18 protein-coding genes are annotated in these 19,484 nt (G+C 61.1%); 2 read left to right on the top strand and 16 right to left on the bottom strand.

The features are described 5' to 3' along the window. Positions 1-18: 18 nt before the first annotated feature. The 10 genes from AC1DVF_RS22580 to AC1DVF_RS22535 are packed head-to-tail and all read right to left on the bottom strand — an operon-like array spanning position 19 to position 12,056. Positions 19-855 (bottom strand): outer membrane lipoprotein-sorting protein, encoded by an 837-nt coding sequence (locus tag AC1DVF_RS22580; RefSeq protein WP_477783162.1) that lies wholly within the window; start codon positions 853-855, stop codon positions 19-21. Positions 856-912: 57 nt separating this feature from the next. Then, complete coding sequence (locus AC1DVF_RS22575; protein WP_180698291.1) at positions 913-2,211, bottom strand: DUF1302 family protein; 1,299 nt, start codon at positions 2,209-2,211, stop codon at positions 913-915. Between the two features lie 2 nt (positions 2,212-2,213). Next, positions 2,214-2,978, bottom strand: coding sequence for an SDR family NAD(P)-dependent oxidoreductase (locus AC1DVF_RS22570; protein ID WP_077570926.1), 765 nt, complete (start codon positions 2,976-2,978; stop codon positions 2,214-2,216). Next, positions 2,975-3,712 (bottom strand): 3-oxoacyl-ACP reductase family protein, encoded by a 738-nt coding sequence (locus AC1DVF_RS22565; protein WP_093442345.1) that lies wholly within the window; start codon positions 3,710-3,712, stop codon positions 2,975-2,977. Before AC1DVF_RS22565 ends, AC1DVF_RS22570 begins: the two co-directional genes overlap by 4 nt. A gap of 9 nt (positions 3,713-3,721) precedes the next feature. Next, entirely contained in the window at positions 3,722-6,592 is a 2,871-nt protein-coding gene (locus tag AC1DVF_RS22560) for an aminotransferase class III-fold pyridoxal phosphate-dependent enzyme (protein WP_477783161.1), read from the bottom strand. 54 nt (positions 6,593-6,646) lie between these two features. Continuing rightward, a complete protein-coding gene (locus AC1DVF_RS22555; protein WP_477783160.1) occupies positions 6,647-7,855 on the bottom strand; it encodes a beta-ketoacyl synthase N-terminal-like domain-containing protein in 1,209 nt (402 codons plus the stop codon). Next, positions 7,852-9,147, bottom strand: a complete 1,296-nt coding sequence (locus AC1DVF_RS22550) for a beta-ketoacyl-[acyl-carrier-protein] synthase family protein (RefSeq protein ID WP_477783159.1) — start codon at positions 9,145-9,147, stop codon at positions 7,852-7,854. The genes AC1DVF_RS22555 and AC1DVF_RS22550 overlap by 4 nt, the downstream gene beginning before the upstream one ends. After that, on the bottom strand, positions 9,144-10,202 hold the full coding sequence (locus AC1DVF_RS22545) for a beta-ketoacyl-[acyl-carrier-protein] synthase family protein (protein ID WP_093442360.1): 1,059 nt from the start codon (positions 10,200-10,202) through the stop codon (positions 9,144-9,146). The genes AC1DVF_RS22550 and AC1DVF_RS22545 overlap by 4 nt, the downstream gene beginning before the upstream one ends. Position 10,203: 1 nt before the next feature. Then, positions 10,204-11,478 carry a beta-ketoacyl-[acyl-carrier-protein] synthase family protein gene (locus tag AC1DVF_RS22540; RefSeq protein WP_093442363.1) on the bottom strand — a complete coding sequence of 425 codons (1,275 nt, stop codon included), beginning with the start codon at positions 11,476-11,478 and terminating at the stop codon, positions 10,204-10,206. A gap of 8 nt (positions 11,479-11,486) precedes the next feature. Then, positions 11,487-12,056: an acyl carrier protein gene (locus tag AC1DVF_RS22535; RefSeq protein ID WP_477783158.1), complete on the bottom strand. Its 570-nt coding sequence runs from the start codon at positions 12,054-12,056 to the stop codon at positions 11,487-11,489. Between the two features lie 512 nt (positions 12,057-12,568). On the opposite strand from AC1DVF_RS22535, the gene AC1DVF_RS22530 reads away from it, so the two are divergent. After that, entirely contained in the window at positions 12,569-12,913 is a 345-nt protein-coding gene (locus tag AC1DVF_RS22530) for a cupin domain-containing protein (RefSeq protein ID WP_003177747.1), read from the top strand. A 163-nt stretch (positions 12,914-13,076) separates the two neighbouring features. On the opposite strand, the gene mmsB is transcribed toward AC1DVF_RS22530, so the two are convergent. After that, positions 13,077-13,979 carry a 3-hydroxyisobutyrate dehydrogenase gene (gene mmsB / locus AC1DVF_RS22525; protein ID WP_093442369.1) on the bottom strand — a complete coding sequence of 301 codons (903 nt, stop codon included), beginning with the start codon at positions 13,977-13,979 and terminating at the stop codon, positions 13,077-13,079. Between the two features lie 10 nt (positions 13,980-13,989). Further along, entirely contained in the window at positions 13,990-15,516 is a 1,527-nt protein-coding gene (locus tag AC1DVF_RS22520) for a CoA-acylating methylmalonate-semialdehyde dehydrogenase (protein WP_038357437.1), read from the bottom strand. A gap of 149 nt (positions 15,517-15,665) precedes the next feature. Between AC1DVF_RS22520 and AC1DVF_RS22515 the strand changes: the two genes are divergently transcribed. Beyond that, the gene (locus tag AC1DVF_RS22515; protein ID WP_477783168.1) at positions 15,666-16,613 is read left to right on the top strand and encodes a LysR family transcriptional regulator; all 948 of its coding nucleotides are present in this window, start codon (positions 15,666-15,668) and stop codon (positions 16,611-16,613) included. On the opposite strand, the gene yfiB is transcribed toward AC1DVF_RS22515, so the two are convergent. The 4 genes from yfiB to AC1DVF_RS22495 form a co-directional block, all read right to left on the bottom strand. Continuing rightward, positions 16,610-17,095 (bottom strand): outer membrane lipoprotein YfiB, encoded by a 486-nt coding sequence (yfiB, locus tag AC1DVF_RS22510; protein ID WP_407047286.1) that lies wholly within the window; start codon positions 17,093-17,095, stop codon positions 16,610-16,612. The genes AC1DVF_RS22515 and yfiB overlap by 4 nt on opposite strands. Positions 17,096-17,109: 14 nt before the next feature. Continuing rightward, positions 17,110-18,378 carry a diguanylate cyclase DgcN/YfiN gene (gene dgcN / locus AC1DVF_RS22505; protein ID WP_093442383.1) on the bottom strand — a complete coding sequence of 423 codons (1,269 nt, stop codon included), beginning with the start codon at positions 18,376-18,378 and terminating at the stop codon, positions 17,110-17,112. After that, the gene (gene yfiR / locus AC1DVF_RS22500; RefSeq protein ID WP_093442386.1) at positions 18,375-18,950 is read right to left on the bottom strand and encodes a regulatory sequestration protein YfiR; all 576 of its coding nucleotides are present in this window, start codon (positions 18,948-18,950) and stop codon (positions 18,375-18,377) included. The genes dgcN and yfiR overlap by 4 nt, the downstream gene beginning before the upstream one ends. 120 nt (positions 18,951-19,070) lie before the next feature. Further along, on the bottom strand, positions 19,071-19,484 hold a 414-nt coding region (locus tag AC1DVF_RS22495; RefSeq protein ID WP_477783157.1), incomplete at its 5' end, for an ATP-binding domain-containing protein.

Raw genomic sequence — 19,484 nt, 5'->3', positions numbered from 1 at the left:
GGTCGTCGGGGTCGGCGCTTAGCGGGCAGACACGGCAAATTCCGGCAGGTCACCGGTTTTCAGCCCGCGTTTGATGGCGGTCTGGGTGAAGAGGCGATCTTCCAGAGAAACGTTGTACTGCAACTGGTTGAAGCGCATTTCCGAACGCGTACCGTCGATGAAGTGCTCGGTTTCACTGAGCACGATGCTGTCGATCGAATCGATGGTCGCGACTTTCTGCGTGCGCATCTGCTTGATCAATACACCTTTTACGTCGAAGAAATCCTGACGCATGACCAGGAAATTCTGCTTGTCGATCCACACCTTCAGCTTGTTGTAACCGGTCTTGGCCAGCACTTCGGGGGACGCCGGTTCGCGCTCGATCACGTAGCAGTCGCGGCCCTTGATCTGTTCTTCGCCGACGAGTTTCTGCGAATAGTCTTTGACGCGGATCTTGTCCAGATCGGCGTACGAGTACTCACTGCCCATGAACGAGCCACGCTTGTCGGTGGTGGAGATGCGGCGGGTCTGGCGGCTGACTGGCAGGTACATCCACTGGCTGTCTTCCAGGCCAAGGGTTTCGTGCGGGTTTTCGATGTGGAAGGCCACGTCACGGACGTCAGTCGGCGCGGAAAAGTACATGCTGAACTTGTCGCTGTCCGGGTAATCCTTTTGCAGATAGGTGAACTCGCGAACCCGGGTATTACCTTTCTTGTCATGCAGGATCAGCGAAACCTGGGACATGAAGCTGTTCCCGTCATTGCGATCGCGTACCTGACGGATGATCTCATCGGCATTGCCAGCCTCGGCGGCACTGGCGCAGGCGCTACCGARGATCAATGCGGCGGTGGTCAGACTTTTCAAAAACGGCAACATAACAACTTCCTTTTCGTTGGATGAGTGCACCTGCGCGAGCGCGGCAGGCGTGATGGGTCAGAACAGATAACCGGCCGACAGCCGCACTTGATCGCGCTTGCTGTACTCGCCAAAAGACCTGTCGGGTTTGCCGAAGAACACATCCACTTCCAGGCCGAGCTTGATGTAGTCCACCGGCTTGTAGGTGAAGATGCCTTGCAGCAATGCGTTGTCCTGAAACGGTGGTGAGGCAGCAGCGACCAGACGACTCTTGAGACGGTCCTGCCAATGGGTGCCTTCGGCCGACAGGGTGAACAGCGGTTCGCGTTTGTCCTGCAACATGCCGTCCTGCCAGTCGAGCAACACCTGCTCCTGCCATTGCGCGGAGATCAGCCAGTCGCGCAACAGGTAGTCGACACCCAGCAGTGACTTGACCATAGGCGTGCTGTCGGCACCGTAGGCACGCGTCGGATTGGTCACGCGCCAGTTGTCGAAATACGCCACCTCGCTGCGCACCACGATGCTGTGCCCGGCGTCGATCGCCAGCCCGGCACCGCCCATGGTGTAACGGGGAAACTGCCGTTCCAGCCGCGTACGGCCGTCGTCGGCGAGGCCTTCGACCGCGTACACCGGGTCCTGCTGACGCGCGCTCAAGGCGACAAAACTGGTGTCCACCGCGCCGATCCGGCCGTTGGCGCTCAGGCCATAGGAATAGCCCTTGTCGCCGTCATAGCCGGGCTTGGAGTCGAGCAGGAAATACTGCGGGTCCGGCGTAGCAAACAGTGGCGCGGCAAATTCACTGCCCTCAACCGGCGCCTGGTTTTTCACGAAGTCAGTGATCCACAGCGCCTCCAGCTCCCACTCGCCCACCGGTTGCGCAAAACGAACCATCGGCACAGCGATGCGGCTGTCTTCGAGCAACGGCGTCAGACCGTCGCGATAGTCCAGCGGGTTGATCTGATCGAGCACGCGCAATTCATCCGCGCGGCCCCAGACCACTTGCTGCCAGCCCACCGTCACTTCGCCGTCACCCAGCGAATGGCCGACGTAGAGGTGCCGCCAATCAGCGTCGAAACGGTACTTGTCGCGCGCCCGTTCGCTGTACGGATTGTTGCCGTCATAGCGCGCGTCGTAACGCACGCGCCCCTTGGCCTTGTAGTAACCGCCCTCCCAGTTGTCTTCCAGGTTGGCTTTGAAATACACGGCTTTTTGCGTGACCTGATCGTCGCCGTGCAGACGCATGGCCGTGGCCACGCCGACTTCTCCGTCGGCGTAATCGGGCTTCAGATCAGCGACGGTAAATTCGGCCATCGCGGCGGGCGCAGCCATGCACGCCCACACCGCACCCACAATGTGACTGTTGTGAAATCGAAGCATCGCTACATTCCCAACCCGACACCGCCATCGATCACCAGACTCTGCGCGGTCACCCCGCCAGCCTCGGGGCTGGCCAGGTAACGCACCATCGCCGCCACTTCTTCGCTCTGGATGAAACGGCGCATCGGCAGTTTCTTCTTCGCGTTACGCACGATCTGCTCCTGGGTCAAACCGGCAATTGCCGCTTGCGTCGCCAGTTCACCCTGCAACATCGGCGTGTCGATCCACGCTGGCAGAATCGCGTTGACGGTGATCTGCCGCGAAGCAAGATCCAGCGCCAGCGCCTTGGTCATGCCGACGATGCCGTGTTTGGACGCGCAGTACGCGGTGTTGCGCACCTTGCCGGCACGGCCGAGGATCGACGACATGTTGATGATCCGCCCACGGTCGGGCATCAGCGCCAGACACAACGAGGTCACGTAGAACGTGCCGTTGAGGTTGACCGAAATCACCTTGTGCCAGTTGTGCAGATCTTCCGGTTCGTTCTCGTTGCAGATGCCGGCGCTGTTGACCAGCACATCGACGTATTCGACTTGCGAACCGAGGGTTTTAAAGAACGCTTGCATGGCCGGCAGGTCGGCAATGTTCGCCGCATGGGTTTCGACCCGCGCCTTGATCTGCTCCTGTCGCTCGTCGACCCAGCGCTGCAGTTCGGCCAGATCGAGATCCAGCAGGATCAGGCGATTGTCGGCGTCGGCGGCAAAGTTCTCGGCAACCGCGCGGCCGATGCCTTTGGCCGCACCGGTGATCAGAATGGTCCGGCTCATGGCATTTTCAACCCGCCGTTGACCGACAGGACCTCCCCGGTCAGATACAAACCGCGATCGGCGAGGTACAGCACCGCTTCGGCGATTTCTTCCGGTTCGGCGTAGCGTTTGATCAACAGACGCGACTGGATTTCTTCTTCCTGACTGCCGATCAGCGCCGTACTCATCTCGGTCTTGACGATGCCCGGGGCGACCGCGTTGACGCGAATGTTGCGCGGCGCCAGCTCCACCGCCAAGGCACGGGTCAGCGATTCGACCCCGCCCTTGGCGGCGGCATAGTTGCTTTGGCCTTTGCCGGGCTTCTGCGCCGCCACCGAACTGATGTTGACGATGCAACCGCTGCGCTGGCGCAACATGCCCGGCACCACCTGCTGACAGCAGAGCATCGTGCCAATCAGGTTGGTCTGGATCACCTCGACCAGGTCGCGCGCCGACATCGTCGCGAGCAAGCCGTCACGGGTGATGCCGGCGTTGTTGACCAGCAGATCGATACGCTGAAAATGCTGATCGACCCGTTCGAAAAACGCCTTGATGCTGTCGCCGCTGCTGACATCGCACTGCAACGCCAGACAATCGATGCCCAACGCCTGTACCTCATCGCGCAAGGCCATCGCCGCGACTTCATCGCGCACGTAACTGAACGCGATCTGATAACCCGCCCCGGCCAGGGTCTGGACAATCGCCCGGCCGATGCCGCGACTGCCACCGGTCACCACTGCTACTTTATTCGGCATGACCGTTCCTTAAAGCGAGTTGTCGGTTTTGAACTGCGCGAGGCTGAAGCCATGAGTCGCCGCCAGTGCACGAATCTGCTGCACTTGCTCGCGGCTGATGTCGCCGTAGGAGTAGTGCTGTTTCATACCGGACAGGCCCATCAGCACCGACTCGGCCATGCACGCGTACAACTGACCCTGTTTGAGATAGGCGCGAACGTTTTTCACCAGGCCATCGCCCAGCGGCGTCTGCACGATGCCGCCGTGCATGTAGAGCACGTCGGAGCGTTGGCTAGCGAGGTTCTGGTCAACGTTCAGCGGCACGGCGATGTCGCAGATCACGCTGTTTTCGGCGAAGTGTTCGGCAAAGAGAAACGGCTGCGGTGCGTTCGCCGCGCAGAGCACGATGCGTGCCTGTTTCAGTACATCAAGATCGTTGCTGACGGTGATGAAGGCATTCGCGCCCAGGCGTTCTTCGACCAGTTTCGCCACGCGCAGGCCTAGATCGGCACTGCTGCCGTGGGCCTGCAACAGCGCATCGATTCCATCAATTTGCTGCAGGCGACGGGCGAGGCGATCGTGTTCGGCGACACCCTTGAGAATCGCGCGGGCGGCTTCGGCGTAAATCTGTTGCGCGGTTTTTTCCAGACGACGCAGGGAACCGTCGCGGCCGCTACCGATGAGGATCAGGTGCTCGACGCTGGTCGACAGCAGCGAGGCGTAGGTCGAGGCAATATTGCCGGCGGCACCGACCACTGCAGCGGTCTGCTCGCCCAGCTCAAGGCCTTGCTGTTTGCAGCCCTGTTCGATGGCTTCCAGGCCCATGCCGATGGTCAGCGCGTTGCCGGAAGTCAGCGCCATGTCGGGAATCTGCAGCGCCTGGCAATTGTTGGTGACGATCGAGGTGTACATGCCCAGCCCGGCGACGCTGTAGCCGTCGGCGCGGGCATCCTTGATACGGTTGCCGACTTCTTCGCGGATGGTTTGCAGATCGCCGCTGGCGATGTACGCCGCCATGGCGTCGGAATCCATGCACAGCGGGTACAGGGTGAACTCCACGGCGGTGCCGAGTTTCGAGCGAATCTGCACCGGGCCGATTGGCGCGGCACGGCGCTCGGGGGCCATGCGTTTGATGAACTCGCGTTTCTGTTCAGCGCTCAGGGTCGACAGTGAAGGATCGACGTCGCTGAGCATGTCCGAATCAATCAAATGGTTGATGAACGCCACGCGGGCCACCACGCGCACGTTCTCATCAGACTTTGGGCGGGTTTCGGTCTCCTTGAAGCTGACCTCACGCGCCGGTACATCAGCGATGCTGTCGGCGCACACCCCGGCGGCCAGCGGGAAGGCATCGCGGCGGCGCAGCATGTCGCAGACTTTCTGCAAGGAGCCGATCAAGCCGTCGATTTCTTCGAAGGTGATGCACACCGGCGGTTCCAGACGGATCACATTGGCATTGCTGCCCGACGGCGCCACGCGCAGGGATTCGAATTGCAGCAGGTAGCCGGCGATGATGTAGCCCAGCGCATCGTTGTACTGCGCCGAGGCCTGAACCAGTGAACTGGTGCCGGTCAGGTCGTGCAGCTCGAAGCCCAGCAGCAAGCCGCGCCCACGCACGTCGGCGATGACGTCCGGGTACGCTGCTTTGAGTTCCAGCAGCGAAGCCTTGAGGTACTCGCCCTTCTTGTTCACGTCCTTGAGCATCGCGCTGTCGTTCTCGAACAGACGGCGCAAGGCCGACAGGGCGATATGGCAGGACGCGTCATCTTCGGCAAAGGTCGAACTGTGGATGTAGCTGAAATCGTTTTCGTAGTGGCTGGCGCGAATCACCGTCGCGGCGATTTTCATCAGGCCACCGCCCAGCGCTTTCGACAGGCAGTAGTAATCACCCTGCAAGTTGAAATGGCTGGCGCCAAGCAAGGTGCCGGTGCGGCCGAAACCGGATTGCACTTCGTCGATGATCAGCGGGCATTGCTGCTCGTTGCACAGACGCCGCAGGCCCAGATAGAACTCATTGGCGAACTCGTTGATGCCGCCCTCGCCCTGGATCGGCTCCAGCAATACGGCGGTGATCGCACTGAATGCCTCACGGCGCACCTGCAGGGTTTCGCCGCTCCACTCCAGGCTCAGCCAATGACGAATATGACGGGCCGGCAGCTCTTGCAATTGCTGGGGTTGCTGCGGGTCGATGAACTCGACGTTTAGGCCGAAACGGGCGAACGGTTTGCGGTACTGCTTGCCATAGGTCAACTGAACGGTGTTCACCAGTTTGCCGTGAAAGCTGCCGCGCACAGCGAGGAACACCGGCTCGACATGCAACTGCGCCAGGTTGTGCTGACGCACCGCTTCGGCCACTTGGCGCACGGTGACGCAGGATAGATTCTGCGGCAGCAGACCGGCGGGCAAATCGAGATCGTCGATGTCCAGTTCGACGTAAGCCTTGTCGCTGGCAACCAGATTGGCGAGGGCGAAATCGCGCTCGTCGAATTGCTTCTGCAGGTTTTTCTGACGACGGTATTCGGCGTGCTTGACGGCGATCTCCACCGACTCGGCGCCACTGTTGGAGAAGGTCGAAATATAGCGTTCGCTGTTGTTCAGCTCACGGTTGAACGCCTCACTGAGCTCACGCCCCAATTGACCGGCCGCACCGCGCACCGACATCTGCGCATTGAACGGCACATCGGCACGCAGCAGGTCGACGAGTTGATCGACAAATTGCGGATCGTTGTGGCCATACAGCGCGGCGCCGTAACCGCCGAGGAAGTCAGTAACCGTCACCTCTTCGCCCTGGCGGTCGCGGTAAAACAATTTACTGCCCAGCGCTCTGTGGAACTGGCACTCCAGGCCCAGGGCCTGCATCAATTCAACGAATTTCGGCCGTACGTAATCGCGGTAATCCATGACAGTTCTATCCCTTGAGTAAAAAATCAGCTGCGTTTCGTTGCGTGCCGACGGTCAGTCAGCCGCGTGAAATTCGAGTTGGTAACCGGCGCTAAAACCGTTGTCGTCGCGGTTGATGACCAGGCAATCGTGGAGCACGGCATCGCGCGGCCCGCCGATAACGAACGGCAGATGCGCATCCAGCGGTTGCTCCAGGCCACTGACCGGCGGGATGCTCTGCGCCTGCAAAGCCTGCCGGGCAAAGATCAGGTCAACCAGGCTCGGTGCACCACTGAGCATGCCGGTCAGCGGCGTGCTGCTGGTGATGTGCGCGGCGCCGGTTCGCGCCAGCGTGCGGGCCAGATCGGCATCCTTGTGCGGATCGCCAGTGGCGCTGCTGATCAGCAGATCCACCTGTTTGTCCGGCAAGCTCAGAGAGTCCAGACGCGGATGGGCGAACAGTGCTGTCAGGCAGGTTTGCGGCCCTGCCGGCAGGTCATCGGCGCGGCGCAGTACCAGCGCCGCCGCACCTTCGCCGGCAATGCCGCCACGGCCCTGGCGATCAAAGGCACGCAGGCTTGGCGAACCGTCGGTGCTGATCACCCCCGCCTCGGCCAGTGCGGCGAGGGCCAGCGGATCCAGTTCACTGCCCGCGCCCACCACAATGGCCGCATCGATCCGCCCGCTCTGCAACGCCGCGCAGGCTTCGCGCAGCGCCGCCAGATTGCCGGCCACGCCTTGCATGTAGGCGTTGCATTCGCACTCAAGCTTCAAGGCCAGACTGACGACGCCGAGCAAACCGTTGCTCAGGCTCTTGAGCACCAGAAACGGATCGAGCGCGCGCTCCTGCAACACACGTTTGGCCAGACGCTGCATGTCGGCACCGCTCTCGGTCTGACATTCGTGCAGCAGTTCACCGTAAGACGCGAGCGAGGGATGGGTGTAACCGCCCTGGCAGCAATAGAGACCAAAACGCACGTTGTCGCGGCCCGGTTCAAGCTCGGCCTCGGCCAACGCCTGGCGCACCGCACTGACGCCCCAGATCACCGCCGGCGGGCAGTAACGCTGGAGGTTTTGTGCAACGTCCTGACGGCTACGTTGATGATCTCGATCAGCGATATGCCCGAACGCGGTGACCCGCTCGCTGTGGAACAGCGACGAGTTCAGGGGCGAGATTGCGCTGCGCCCTTCGCGGGCCGCCGCCCAGAAACCCTCGACGCCCCAGCCGGTGGGCAATACACAACCGCTGCCGGCGATCGCGACACGTACAGTGGCGTCAGTCATTGTCCATGCTCCCGATATTTGCCAAGGGCCAGCGAAGTATTGAGGCCACCGAAACCGAAGGAATTGCTCAGCGCGTAATCCACTCGGCGGCTGACGGCTTGCCCGGCGCAGTAATCCAGATCGCACTGTTCGTCGGCGTCATGCAGGTTCACCGTTGGCGTGACCAGATCGTTGAGGCAGGCCAACGCGGTGACGATGCATTCAGGGGCGCCAGCGGCCGCGATCAGGTGACCGAACTGTGATTTGTTGGCGCTGACGGCCAGGGTTCGATAATGCTTGTGCTCGGCGAACACGCTTTTGATCGCCAGGGTCTCGGCCACGTCATTGAGCGGTGTCGAAGTGCCGTGGGCGTTGATCAGATCAATCTGCTGCGCGCGCAAACCGGCGTCATCCAGCGCGGCCTGCATCGCCAGTGCCGCACCGCGTCCTTGCGGTTGCGGTGCGGTGACTTTGTAGGCATCCAGACTGCTGCCGAAACCCAACACCTCGGCATACGGCGTGGCGCCACGGGCCAAGGCATGTTCGAGGCTTTCCAGCACGACAAAACCACCGCCCTCGCCGGCAATCAGACCGCTGCGGTCACGATCGAACGGACGGCACAGATCCGCGCCCCAGCGCTGCTCGCCCGACGCGGCACCGAGTAGATACAACGCGGCCATGGTGTCGAGGTTGAGCACCGAGTCGGCGCCACCCGCCAGCGCAACGCTGACTTCTCCGCGACGAATCATCTGGAAGGCATTGCCAATGGCTTGTGAAGCACCGGCACAGGCACTGCTGATATTGATCACCGGTCCTTCACAGCCCAGGTCGTCGGCGATTACCCGCGCCAGACGATCGTTGCTCTGGCGCAGTGAGCCATCGGCATTCACTTGCCCGGCCCGTGGCATCAGGTACGACCAGCTCGGGGTGCCACCATTCGGGGCTTCGGTCAGCAGCATGTCGGCGAGCATGTGCTGCGGTGCTCCCGAGGCACACAGCACCGCCGCGCCCCGCAACTGTTCTGGCTGCAAGCCGCTGTCACCGACTGCCTGGGTGGCAGCCACCCAGCCAAACCGACTGCGCTTTTCCAGCGGCATCGTCCAGGCCGGATGGCTTTGCAGTTTTTCCGGCAACAGGCGCATGTCGACAGGCGCGGCATAACGCACCGCGAACGACGCCTCTTGCAAGTCGTCCGGCTGCCATGGCCGCACGCAATGTTCGGCGCCGAGCATTTTTTCCCAGAGGGTCTGCCATTCGAAACCGAAACCGGTGACGGCGCCCATGCCGGTGATCACAATCCGTGTCGCACTCATGCGTGCTTCTCCATGGTTTCACTGGCCAACAGCAATGCGCCCCAGTGACCGGCGCGAGTGTGGCTGACGAGCAGCGTGTAACCCGGTGCCGCCGCCGTATCACCGCTGAGATGCAAAGTCAGTGCGGCCTCTGTCAGCAAGCCGCTGGCGCCCAGTTCGCCGGTCATGGCGCGGGTACTGCGAATCTCGCGCGGGAAAGCTTCGAGCAACTTCATCACTTGCCCGTCAGCGCAATTGCCGACGATATGCTCGACGTCGCCGACCCGCAGTTTTTCGACGCTCAGGACCTGATCGATGACGCGCCGACCCACCGCCACAGAGCGTTGCGGATCGTTGCTGTAACCGCGGGCAAATCCGGCAATGCGCACGGCGTGTGCCGCACCCGGCGGCGGTGTCGACGCCAGCAACAGCGCGGCGGCGCCCTCACCGAAAATCGCTTCGTTCGCCTGATCGGGCTCGCGCAGATACAGGGCTGGGGTCAGGTTCGGGCTGCTGCTGACCACCAACGCGGCGTCGGCATGTCGCTCGCCAATCTGCTGGCACGCTTCGATCAGCGCATCCAGCCCGGCGTTGTCCTGAGAACAAAATCCACCCATTGGCCCATGGCAATTCAATGCTTCAGCCACATAGGCCATGACGCTGCTGTTGAGCAGGGTCAGCGCATGCAGGGGCGGTGTGTTGGCCAATAACTGCGCCAGGTGTTTTTGCGGCTGTTCGATGATCGCCTGCACCGCATCCCAGCAAGGACTCGGCGCGTCGACTTCAGGAATGGCCGCTGTCAGGGCAATGCGTGACGCGGGCAATTGCAGCGCCGCCAGCGCTGGCGCCAGCCGTGCGGCGCAATGCAACAGGCGCAAGCCCTGCGGTTCGACGCTGCGCTGGATCTTGCGATCAAACAGATCACTGGCCAGTCGCGGCGTCGGCAAGGCAAACGCCTGACGCTGTGCGTCAAAGGCCAGCGGTTGCGCCGCGCAGGGTGTGCCGAGCAAGTCAGCGCATTCACTGCCCGCCACATTCAGCACCGCAGCGGCATTCAGGTAGATGGCTCGGTTCATGTCATGCCCTCCCCAGAACCAGCGAGCTGTTGATGCCGCCAAAGCCGAACGAGTTGGACATCACCACGCTGATCGGCTGTCGCACCGGCTCGCTCAAGAACTTCAGCGAAGGGTATTCGGCACGCTCGGGGTCGTAATTCAGGGTGGGCAACAGCACACCGTCACGCAGGCTCATCAGCGACAGCACCGCTTCGATCGCGCCACTGCCTGCCAGGGAATGCCCGATGGCGGACTTGTTGGCGGTGAAGGTCATGAAGTCCTGGCAGCCGCCGAACAGACGCTGCAGCGCCAACGCTTCACAACTGTCATTGGCCTGCGTGGAGGTCCCGTGGGTGTTGACGTGTTGCACGGCGCTGCGCAGCAGCCCGGCATCTTCGATTGCTGCTTCCATGCATTCCTCGTATTTACTGCCATCGCGGCTGCTGGAGGTCATTTTCTGTGCCTCGCAGACATTCGCGTACCCCAACACCCGGCCCAGGGGCGCAGCCTTGCGCCGCTGTGCGTGTTCAGCAGATTCGAGAATGACCATCGCCGAGCCTTCGCTGAGGACAAAACCGCTGCGGTCAGGCATAAACGGGCGGCTTTGTTCGCTCGCCGGCAAGTCGGCCTGACAGAGCGCGCCGAGGCTGTTGAACATGTAATAAGGCAGTTCGTTGGCCATCAGTTCGACGGCGCCGCAGATAGCCAGATCGATCTCTCCGCGCTCGATCGCCCGGTAAGCACTGCCGATGGCCATGGTGCCGGCGGCACAGGCATCGGAATGGGTCGAGATGTGATCGCGAATGCCGAGCCGATCGGCCAGGTGCTGCGTCTGTTGATCGACCCGCCGGGTGAAAGTCGCGCTGGACGCTGCCGGACTGTCCAGCAGACGGTCGAGATCGACACGTCCGGCCTCATCCATGCACCGGCTGAGCCGCTGCAGGTCGTGGCTGTCGGCACAGTATTTGTTGGCGCCCAGAAACAGACCGCTGCGACTGTGGGCAAAGTCTGCCGGTGTCAGCCCGGCATGCTCCAGCGCCTGCCGGGCAACGTATTCGGCCAGCACACTTTGCCGTGGGTGCAGCGCCGCGTTGCCGCCGAAACCGGCACCGATCCGCTGCCACTGCGTATCGTCGATAAAACCGGCGGCGCTGTTGTTGAATCCCAGCGCCTTGAACCGAGGATGTTCGCGGACACAGGATTGCTTCCGGCAAATCCGCTCGAACAACGTGGCAGCGTCCAGCGCCATGGGCGCCACCAGACCGAACCCGCTCACATAGACTTCTCGTGCCCGCATGAGAACTCCTACACCGCTTCTTTGGTGTGAGTGGTGACAAACTGCTCAACCAATTGACGGGACACTTCATCGCCATCCGCCGGCACCAGACGTGCACTGCACGCGCCGCAGACCACTTGTTGGCGCTCGTTCAGAACCGCTTGGTGAGCGTTGCAATCCGGGCACGCTGCCGGCAGGTAGTTGAAGAGATTGCGGCACTGGTTGGCCCAGTTACGCACGGTGGTAGCAGCGAAGACCTGAGCCGGCTGCATGCCCGCTTTCAGTTGATCCGGGGTGTAGGCGCTGAGACTTTGCTCAAGCAGGCGCTTGCCGCTTTCGGTAATGCGACCGCTGGCGAGAAACTCGCTGGCATCCCCGCAAACCGCCACCGCATGGTCAAGCACGCTGGTTTTCGGCAGTGTGCAGCCATATTGGCGGCCCAGCTGGAAGCTCAGGTCGACGATGTCCAGCGAGTCGGCACCGAGGTCTTCGACGATGCTGCTGTTTTCTTCGATGTCATTCGCATCCATCACCAACAGCTGTGCGAGGATTTCGCGAGTGCTGGCAACGACATGTTCCAAGTCCAATGGATTGTTCATTTCTATCTCCCTATATGTCGTGGCTACTTCATGAATTCGACTTATGAAAAGTAACTTTTCCCACAGCAACTTCTCACGCGGCGGGAATCTAAACTCTGCCCTTAAGGGGAGAGTCAACGAACTATTCAAGGTTTTTTTACAACTCGAAAAAAGTCTGCGAAAGCCCACTGACACCGCACCTCCTTGTTGCGGTTAGCGACTTATTTACTTAACAAAGACGGGGTATGGTGGGGCGCCCGCGGTATCAGGCAGGTTGACTATCGAAAGCAACTAAGGACGCAACGGAACAGACGTACTAAAAGTAAAAACCAGACAAGTAAAATAGTTATAACYTCATAGCCTTTGTTTTAGATCAATACTGCCGTTAATTGATTTTGCTGGAAGGTTTACGTCTCCATTCGTAAAACCTGGCAGCGTTTCTGGATATCTGCATGTCGAGCACAGACATCTGGGCCAAGGCACGGCGCTATAGGGTGCAGCTTCCGTTTGATCGCCTTGTCTGGAGCCGACACATGACCGCCCCTATCACCGTTCTACGCGACACTCATCCGCTGCCGGTACTCGATGCCTGCAAATGGGAAAAACTCGAAGGCGACCCGCACACCGTCAATCTCAACGCCTACACCAGCGAAGACGGCAGCAAGATCATGGGTACGTGGATATGCACACCGGGCAAATGGCGCGTCGATTATGTGAAGTGGGAGTACTGCCATTTCCAGGAAGGCTACTGCGTGATTACTCCGGACGGCATGGCGCCGATTCATCTGCGCGCCGGCGATATTTTCGTGGTTGAGCCGGGGATGAAAGGCACGTGGGAAGTGGTCGAGACCGTGCGTAAATATTTCGTGTTTGCCTGATGCAAAAAAGCCGGGAGATCACCCGACGTGATTTCCCGGCAAACAATGTCTGATATACGCAAATCCCCTGTGGGAGCGAGCCTGCTCGCGAAAGCGGACCGTCAGTCACTTCCTTGTTGAAGCAACCGCCGTCATCGCGAGCAGGCTCGCTCCCACAGTTTGTTCAGCGCTGCCCTTCAATTGCAGGCTTGCGATAGCTGTTGATGATCGCCGAGAAGTCTTTCCCGCCGTCACCGCGCTGGCTCATCGCCTGATACAACTGCTGCGCCACCGCGCCGAGCACCACCGGTTGGTGCGCCTGACGCGCAGCTTCGGTCGCCAACCCCAGATCCTTGAGCATCAGTTCCGCACCGAACCCACCGGTATAACCACGCGAGGCCGGCGCCGTTTCGACGATGCCCGGCCACGGGTTATACATCTCCGAACTCCAGCAACGCCCGGTCGAGCTGTTGATGATCCCGGCCAGCACCGAGGTGTCGATGCCCAACGCATCGCCCAGCGCCATCGCTTCGCTGACACCGACCATCGAAATCGCCAGTAGCAGGTTGTTGCAAATCTTGGCGATCTGCCCGGTGCCGACTTCGCCGCAATGCACAATGTTGCGGCCCATTTGCGCCAGCACCGGTTGCAGGGTGGCGAACAGTTGCGGGGTGGCGCCAACCATAAAGGTCAGCGTGCCGGCAGTCGCACCGCCAGTACCACCGGACACCGGCGCATCGGCCATGGCCACGCCTTGTTTCGCCGCAGCGGCAGCCACATCGCGAGCGGTCTGCGGATCGATGGTGCTGCAATCCACCGCGGGCACACCTTGGCGGATGCCAGCCAGCACACCGTCCTCACCGAGCCAGACACTGCGCACATGCACCGCCGCCGGTAGCATGGTGATCACCAGTTCAGCATCCTCAGCGGCTTCGCGGGCCGAGGCACGAATGCTGCCGCCCAGTTGCTCCAGCTCAGCCAGCACGGTTTTGTTCAGATCGACCAGACTCAGCGAGTGGCCAGCCTTGATCAGATTGCGCGCCATCGGTGCGCCCATGTTGCCCAGACCGATAAATGCGATTTTCATGGTCGATTCCTCAGCGCAGGTTGATGGTGGTGTTCACGCCGTCGTTGACGCTGTCGTCATCGAACCAGCGCGCCGTGACCGTTTTGGTCTGCGTGTAGAACTGCACCACTTGTTTGCCGTACGGACCGAGGTCGCCGAGTTTCGAACCGCGCGAACCGGTGAAGCTGAAGAACGGTACCGGCACGGGGATAGGGATGTTGATGCCGACCTGGCCGACGTCGATTTCCGTCTGGAATTTACGCGCCGCCGCACCGCTCTGGGTGAACAGGCCCGTGCCATTGCCGAACGGGTTGGCGTTGACCAGCGCAATCGCCTGATCAAGGGTGTCGACTTCCAGCACCACCAGTACCGGGCCGAAGATTTCCTGGGTGTAGATCTGCATGTCGGTGGTCACGCCCGAGAACAGGGTCGGGCCGACAAAGTTGCCTTGCTCGTAGCCCGGCACCTTGATGTCGCGGCCGTCCAGTTCAAGCTTGGCGCCTTCCTTGATGCCGCTTTCGATCAGGTCGAGAATTCGCGCCTTGGCTTTCTTCGAGATCACCGGGCCGACGTCGGTGCCCGGCTCATTACCGGCGTTGACGGTGAGTTTCTGCGCCAGCGCTTTCAAATCTGGCAGCCATTGTTTCGCCGCGCCGACCAGCACCACCACCGAGGTGGCCATGCAACGTTGCCCGGCCGCACCGAAACCGGCGCCGACCAGGGCATTCAGCGCCTGCTCGCGATTGGCATCGGCCAGCACCACGGCGTGGTTCTTCGCGCCCATCATCGATTGCACGCGTTTGCCGTGCTTGCCGGCCAAGTCGTAAACGTGAGTGCCGACAGCGGTCGAACCGACGAAGGACACGGCTTTGATGTCCTTGTGCGTGCACAGGCCATCGACCACATCTTTACCACCATGAACCACGTTCAACACGCCCGCCGGAACGCCGGCCTCAATGGCCAACTCCACCAGCAACATGGTCGACAGCGGATCCTGCTCCGAAGGCTTCAAAACGAAAGTGTTGCCGCAAGCGATGGCCATCGGGAACATCCACAGCGGAATCATTGCCGGGAAGTTGAACGGGGTGATGCCGGCACACACGCCGATTGGCTGACGCAGGGTGTAGGTATCGACGCCGCCGGCGACGTTTTCAGCGAACTCGCCCATTTGCAGGCTGCCGATAGAGCACGCGTGCTCGACCACTTCCAGACCACGGAAAATATCGCCCTCGGCGTCGGCAATGGTTTTGCCCTGCTCGGCACTCAGGACGACGGCAATACGTTTGGAGTGCTCGCGGATCAGCGCTTGCAGCTTGAGCATGATGCGCATGCGCGCGCCGATCGGAGTCAGTTTCCAGGTCTGGAAAGCACGCTGGGCGGCGCTGACGGCGGCATCGACTTCAGCGGCGGTGGCAAACGGCACTTTGGCCAGCACCTGTTGGGTGGCCGGGTTGACGATGTCGTGCCATTCGGTGGTCTGCGACTCGACCCACTCGCCGTCGATCAGCAGTTTGACCTTCTGCAGCGTGGTGTCGTTGGGCGTAAGCGATGCGTTCATGCTGGTCTCCGAAACTTGTTTTTATCGTAGGAGCCAAGGCGAAGGGTTCGCCTTGAGATGAGGCGTGTGTCACGAATTGGTTGTCGGACTGTTTTTGGAGTATAGATGTGCAAACTTCTAATAAGAACGCACATATAAGCCCGTCCATCATGCAAAAAAACATCACCTCCCTCGGTTCGCTGAACTGGGACGACCTCAAGTTTTTCCTCGAAGTCGCCCGCACCCGCAAGGCCAGCACCGCGGCCAAACGGCTGGCTGTCGACTACACCACGGTGTCGCGGCGGATCAGTTCGCTGGAAGCGGCATTGGGCACTTTGCTGTTCGAGAAATCGCGGACCAGCGGCTTCGTCCTGACCAGCGAAGGCCAGCGCTTGCTCGGTTATGCCGAGTCGATTGAAAGCACATTGCACATGGCCTGCGAGCAGGTATCCGGCTCTGGCGTGGCACTCTCCGGGCACGTGCGCATGGGTTGCACCGAAGGCTTCGGCAGTTTTTTCATCACCCCGCAGCTGAGCCATTTCGTCGACGCCTACCCGGCGATCTCGGTGGACATCCTGCCGCTGCCGCACTTCATCAGCCTGTCCAAGCGCGAGGCCGATATCGTCATTGCTCTGGAACGCCCGGAGCATGGACCGTACGTCTGCTGCAAACTCTGCGACTACCGTTTGCAGCTCTACGCAACCCAGGACTATCTGGACCAACACCCACCAATCCGCCGCCCGGCCGATTTGAGCAAGCATCAATTCATCAGTTATGTGGATGACCTGGCGTTCAGCTCGGAGCTGCTGTACCTGGCGAACGTGTTGCCGGGCGCCAGCGCGCATTTGCGCAGCACCAGCGTGATCGCGCAGTTCGTCGCCGCACAGCAGGGGCGTTCTCTGGCGATTCTGCCGTGCTTCCTCGCCGCACAGGATCCGCGCCTGCTGCCGGTATTGCCGGAGGACATCGACATCACCCGGCAGTTCTGGATGTACTGCCGCGAGGATCTGCGCAAGTTGAAACGGATCACCCTGTTGTGGGATTACATCCGTGAGGTGACTGAGCGAAATCAGGATCTGTTGATGGGCAAGACGCGCGAAATGCAGTTCGCCGATTAGTCGGCGCTGACCACAATCGAGACCCGGCGGTTTTCCGTGCGACCGGCTGCCGTATCGTTGGATGCCACCGGCTCTTTGCTGCCCAGGCCCTGCAGCTGGATGTTCTCGTCCTTCATGCCGACTGTGCGCAGGACGTTGGCAACACTTTTCGCACGGCGCAGGGACAGTTGCTGGTTGTAGGTTTCCTTGCCCGATGCATCGGTGTGACCATCGACGCGCACGCGCTCGATACCGACGCCCAGCAATGCCTTGCCGATGCGTTCGACGATCTCGGTGCTTTGCGTGTTCAGGCTTTCGACGTCGCTGCCAAACAGCACTTTGCCGGACAGGCCAAACTCCCAGCCCTCGTCGGTCAGTTCAAAGCCCTGTTGTTTGAGGACCGCAACTTGCGCCGGGGTCAGGCCTTTTTGCGGCGCGGTCTGGCAACCGGTCAGGGCCAGTACGGCGATCAACAGCACAGCGTAAAAAGATCGAATGGTCAGTGTGGACACGAGAGTCAGCTCCTGGTTTGCACGGAATCGACCGGGTGCTCCGCCCCGGCCGTGAATTGGGCGCCGCGCGACAGGCGCTTGGCTTGATACATCGCCGCATCGGCGGCATCGAGCAAGGCCCCCGGCGTGGCACCATGATCGGGAAAAACCGCAATGCCGATACTGAGCGAGGTCACCACACTGGTGTCGCCCGGCAACGCGATGGGCATGTCCATGCTGGCGAGGATCTTGTCGGCAATCCGCTCGGCATCTTCGACCTTGTGCAGCGGCGTGAGCAGCACAGCGAACTCGTCACCGCCCAGCCGCGCCACCAGATCCTCTTCGCGCAACTGCGCACGAACGCGGTTGGCTACGGCCACCAACACCGCATCACCGGCGGCGTGGCCGAAGTTGTCGTTGATGCCTTTGAAACGGTCACTGTCGAGAAACAACACGGCCACGCGCTCATCGTGTTTGCCAGCATTGCGCAACGCGCGGATCAACCGCCCTTCGAAAAAGGCGCGGTTTGGCAAACCGGTCAGGCTGTCGTGACTGGCTTGGTGAGCGAGGGTTTCATTTTCGTTTTGCAGATGGGTTTGCCACGACTCCAGTTCGTCGAGCAAGGCGTTGAAGTCATTGCCGAGGTTATCGAGTTCGGCGATCTGCGCCGGCGGCACGCGGCGGTCCAGCGCACGTTCACTGCGTGCGGCGTGGGCGACGGCGGCCAGGCTGCGCAGGGGGCCGGTGATGCCGCGTAACTGGCGCCGCGCCAGGTAGAGCGCGACCCAGGCGCTGATCGCGGTACAGAGGATGATCCCCGCCAGACCACTGAGCAGAAAGCGCATCAGGCTACCGCCATGACCAGTGAGCAATACGCGACCGATTTCACGGTCCTGATGCTCGATCGGCAGGCTGATGGGTTTTTCCAGGACGGCGCGGGTGATCTGCATTTCCAGCTCAGAGAACAAGCCGTTTTCCGGTCGCTGCCAATGCGCGAGCAGTTGTCCCTGGCTGTCCAGCACCTGGGCATCAGCGACCTCTTCGGCGGAAGCAATCAGCGCCAGCGATTCGTTGGCGGCCGTCTTGTCGTTGAACACCACCGCAGCTTCCACGGTGTAGCTGATCGAACGGGCGATCAAGTGCAGGTTGTGATCGGCGTACACCCGTAAAGCCAGTACGCCGAGCAACGTCAGCGAAACACTGGCCATCGCCACGCCCACCAGCGCAACAATCAAATGCCCTCGGCCGATGACCGACCCCAACGTCGGGCGTTTTTCCGCTCGGAACAGTTTCATGGCGCCGCCGGTTTGCGACGCGACAATTGCAGCACGCTTGGATGAATACGCACGCCGCTGCGGGCAACAGAGTCGAGGTTGACCTCGAAAGACACCTGTTCATCGCCAACGCGTAGACAGAACAGACTGCCGACCGTGCACTGATCGCCGCCTTCGCTGATGCTCAGCACCGGATGACCGATCAGCGAAGCGAACAAGCGAGCGCGTTCATCCACCGTGAGTTTGCCGATGTACACCGCATCGCAGTCGCTGACGATGGCCGGGTTGTCGGCCAGCAGGCGACGTACGGTCACCGGCCGGCCGGTGGCTTGAGTGGTGCCTTTGACCAGATCATCGGTGTATTCGGTGGGGCCGACGATGCACAAGCGCAATTGCGCCGGTTCCACCGGCCAGCGCGCGTAGCTGAGAATGCCAAGAACAACCTGAGTGACAGATTTGGCCCGTTGTTCGGCCATGCCCGTCGGCGCTTGCGACTGTGCGACAGCCGCACCCGTCAACAACCAGAGCAGACCGACAAGCAACGCGTGCTTGCAGACAACTACGCGCTCTGTCGCCCAGACAGACACCTTCATGCAGGGATTCTCTTGGATCGTAGCGAAATGATGCCGCAACGATAGCACAGCACTGGAACGCCAGCGAGACAGCGCCCCCCTGACCGGTCGGTCAGTAATCGCCGTCAATCGTCTGGATTTTCACCCCCGAGGCACGGCGCCCTCTTCCAGTTCCAGCATCAGCCCACTCAGGCGTTTGACCTTGCGCTGCACTGCTTCCTCGAACACCCCCGGGCGGGATTCGATCAGGGTGAACCAGTGCTTGGCGCGGGTGATACCGGTGTAGATCAATTCTTTGGTCAGCACCGGGTTCAAGGCATCCGGCAGGATCAGCGCCGTGTGGGCAAACTCCGAGCCCTGGGACTTGTGTACCGTCATGGCGTAGACGGTTTCAACGTCGTTCAGGCGGCTGGGCAGTACAAAGCGCACGCCGCCCTGGCCGTCGTTGCGCGGGAACGCCACGCGCAATACCGGTTTTCCCGCGTCCGGCCCTTCGCGCTCGGGCAGCTTGAGGGCGATACCGATGTCGCCGTTCATCAAGCCCAGACCGTAATC

Source organism: Pseudomonas sp. P4_D7 (assembly GCF_056401755.1).
This window is presented reverse-complemented; position numbering and strand designations above follow the sequence as displayed.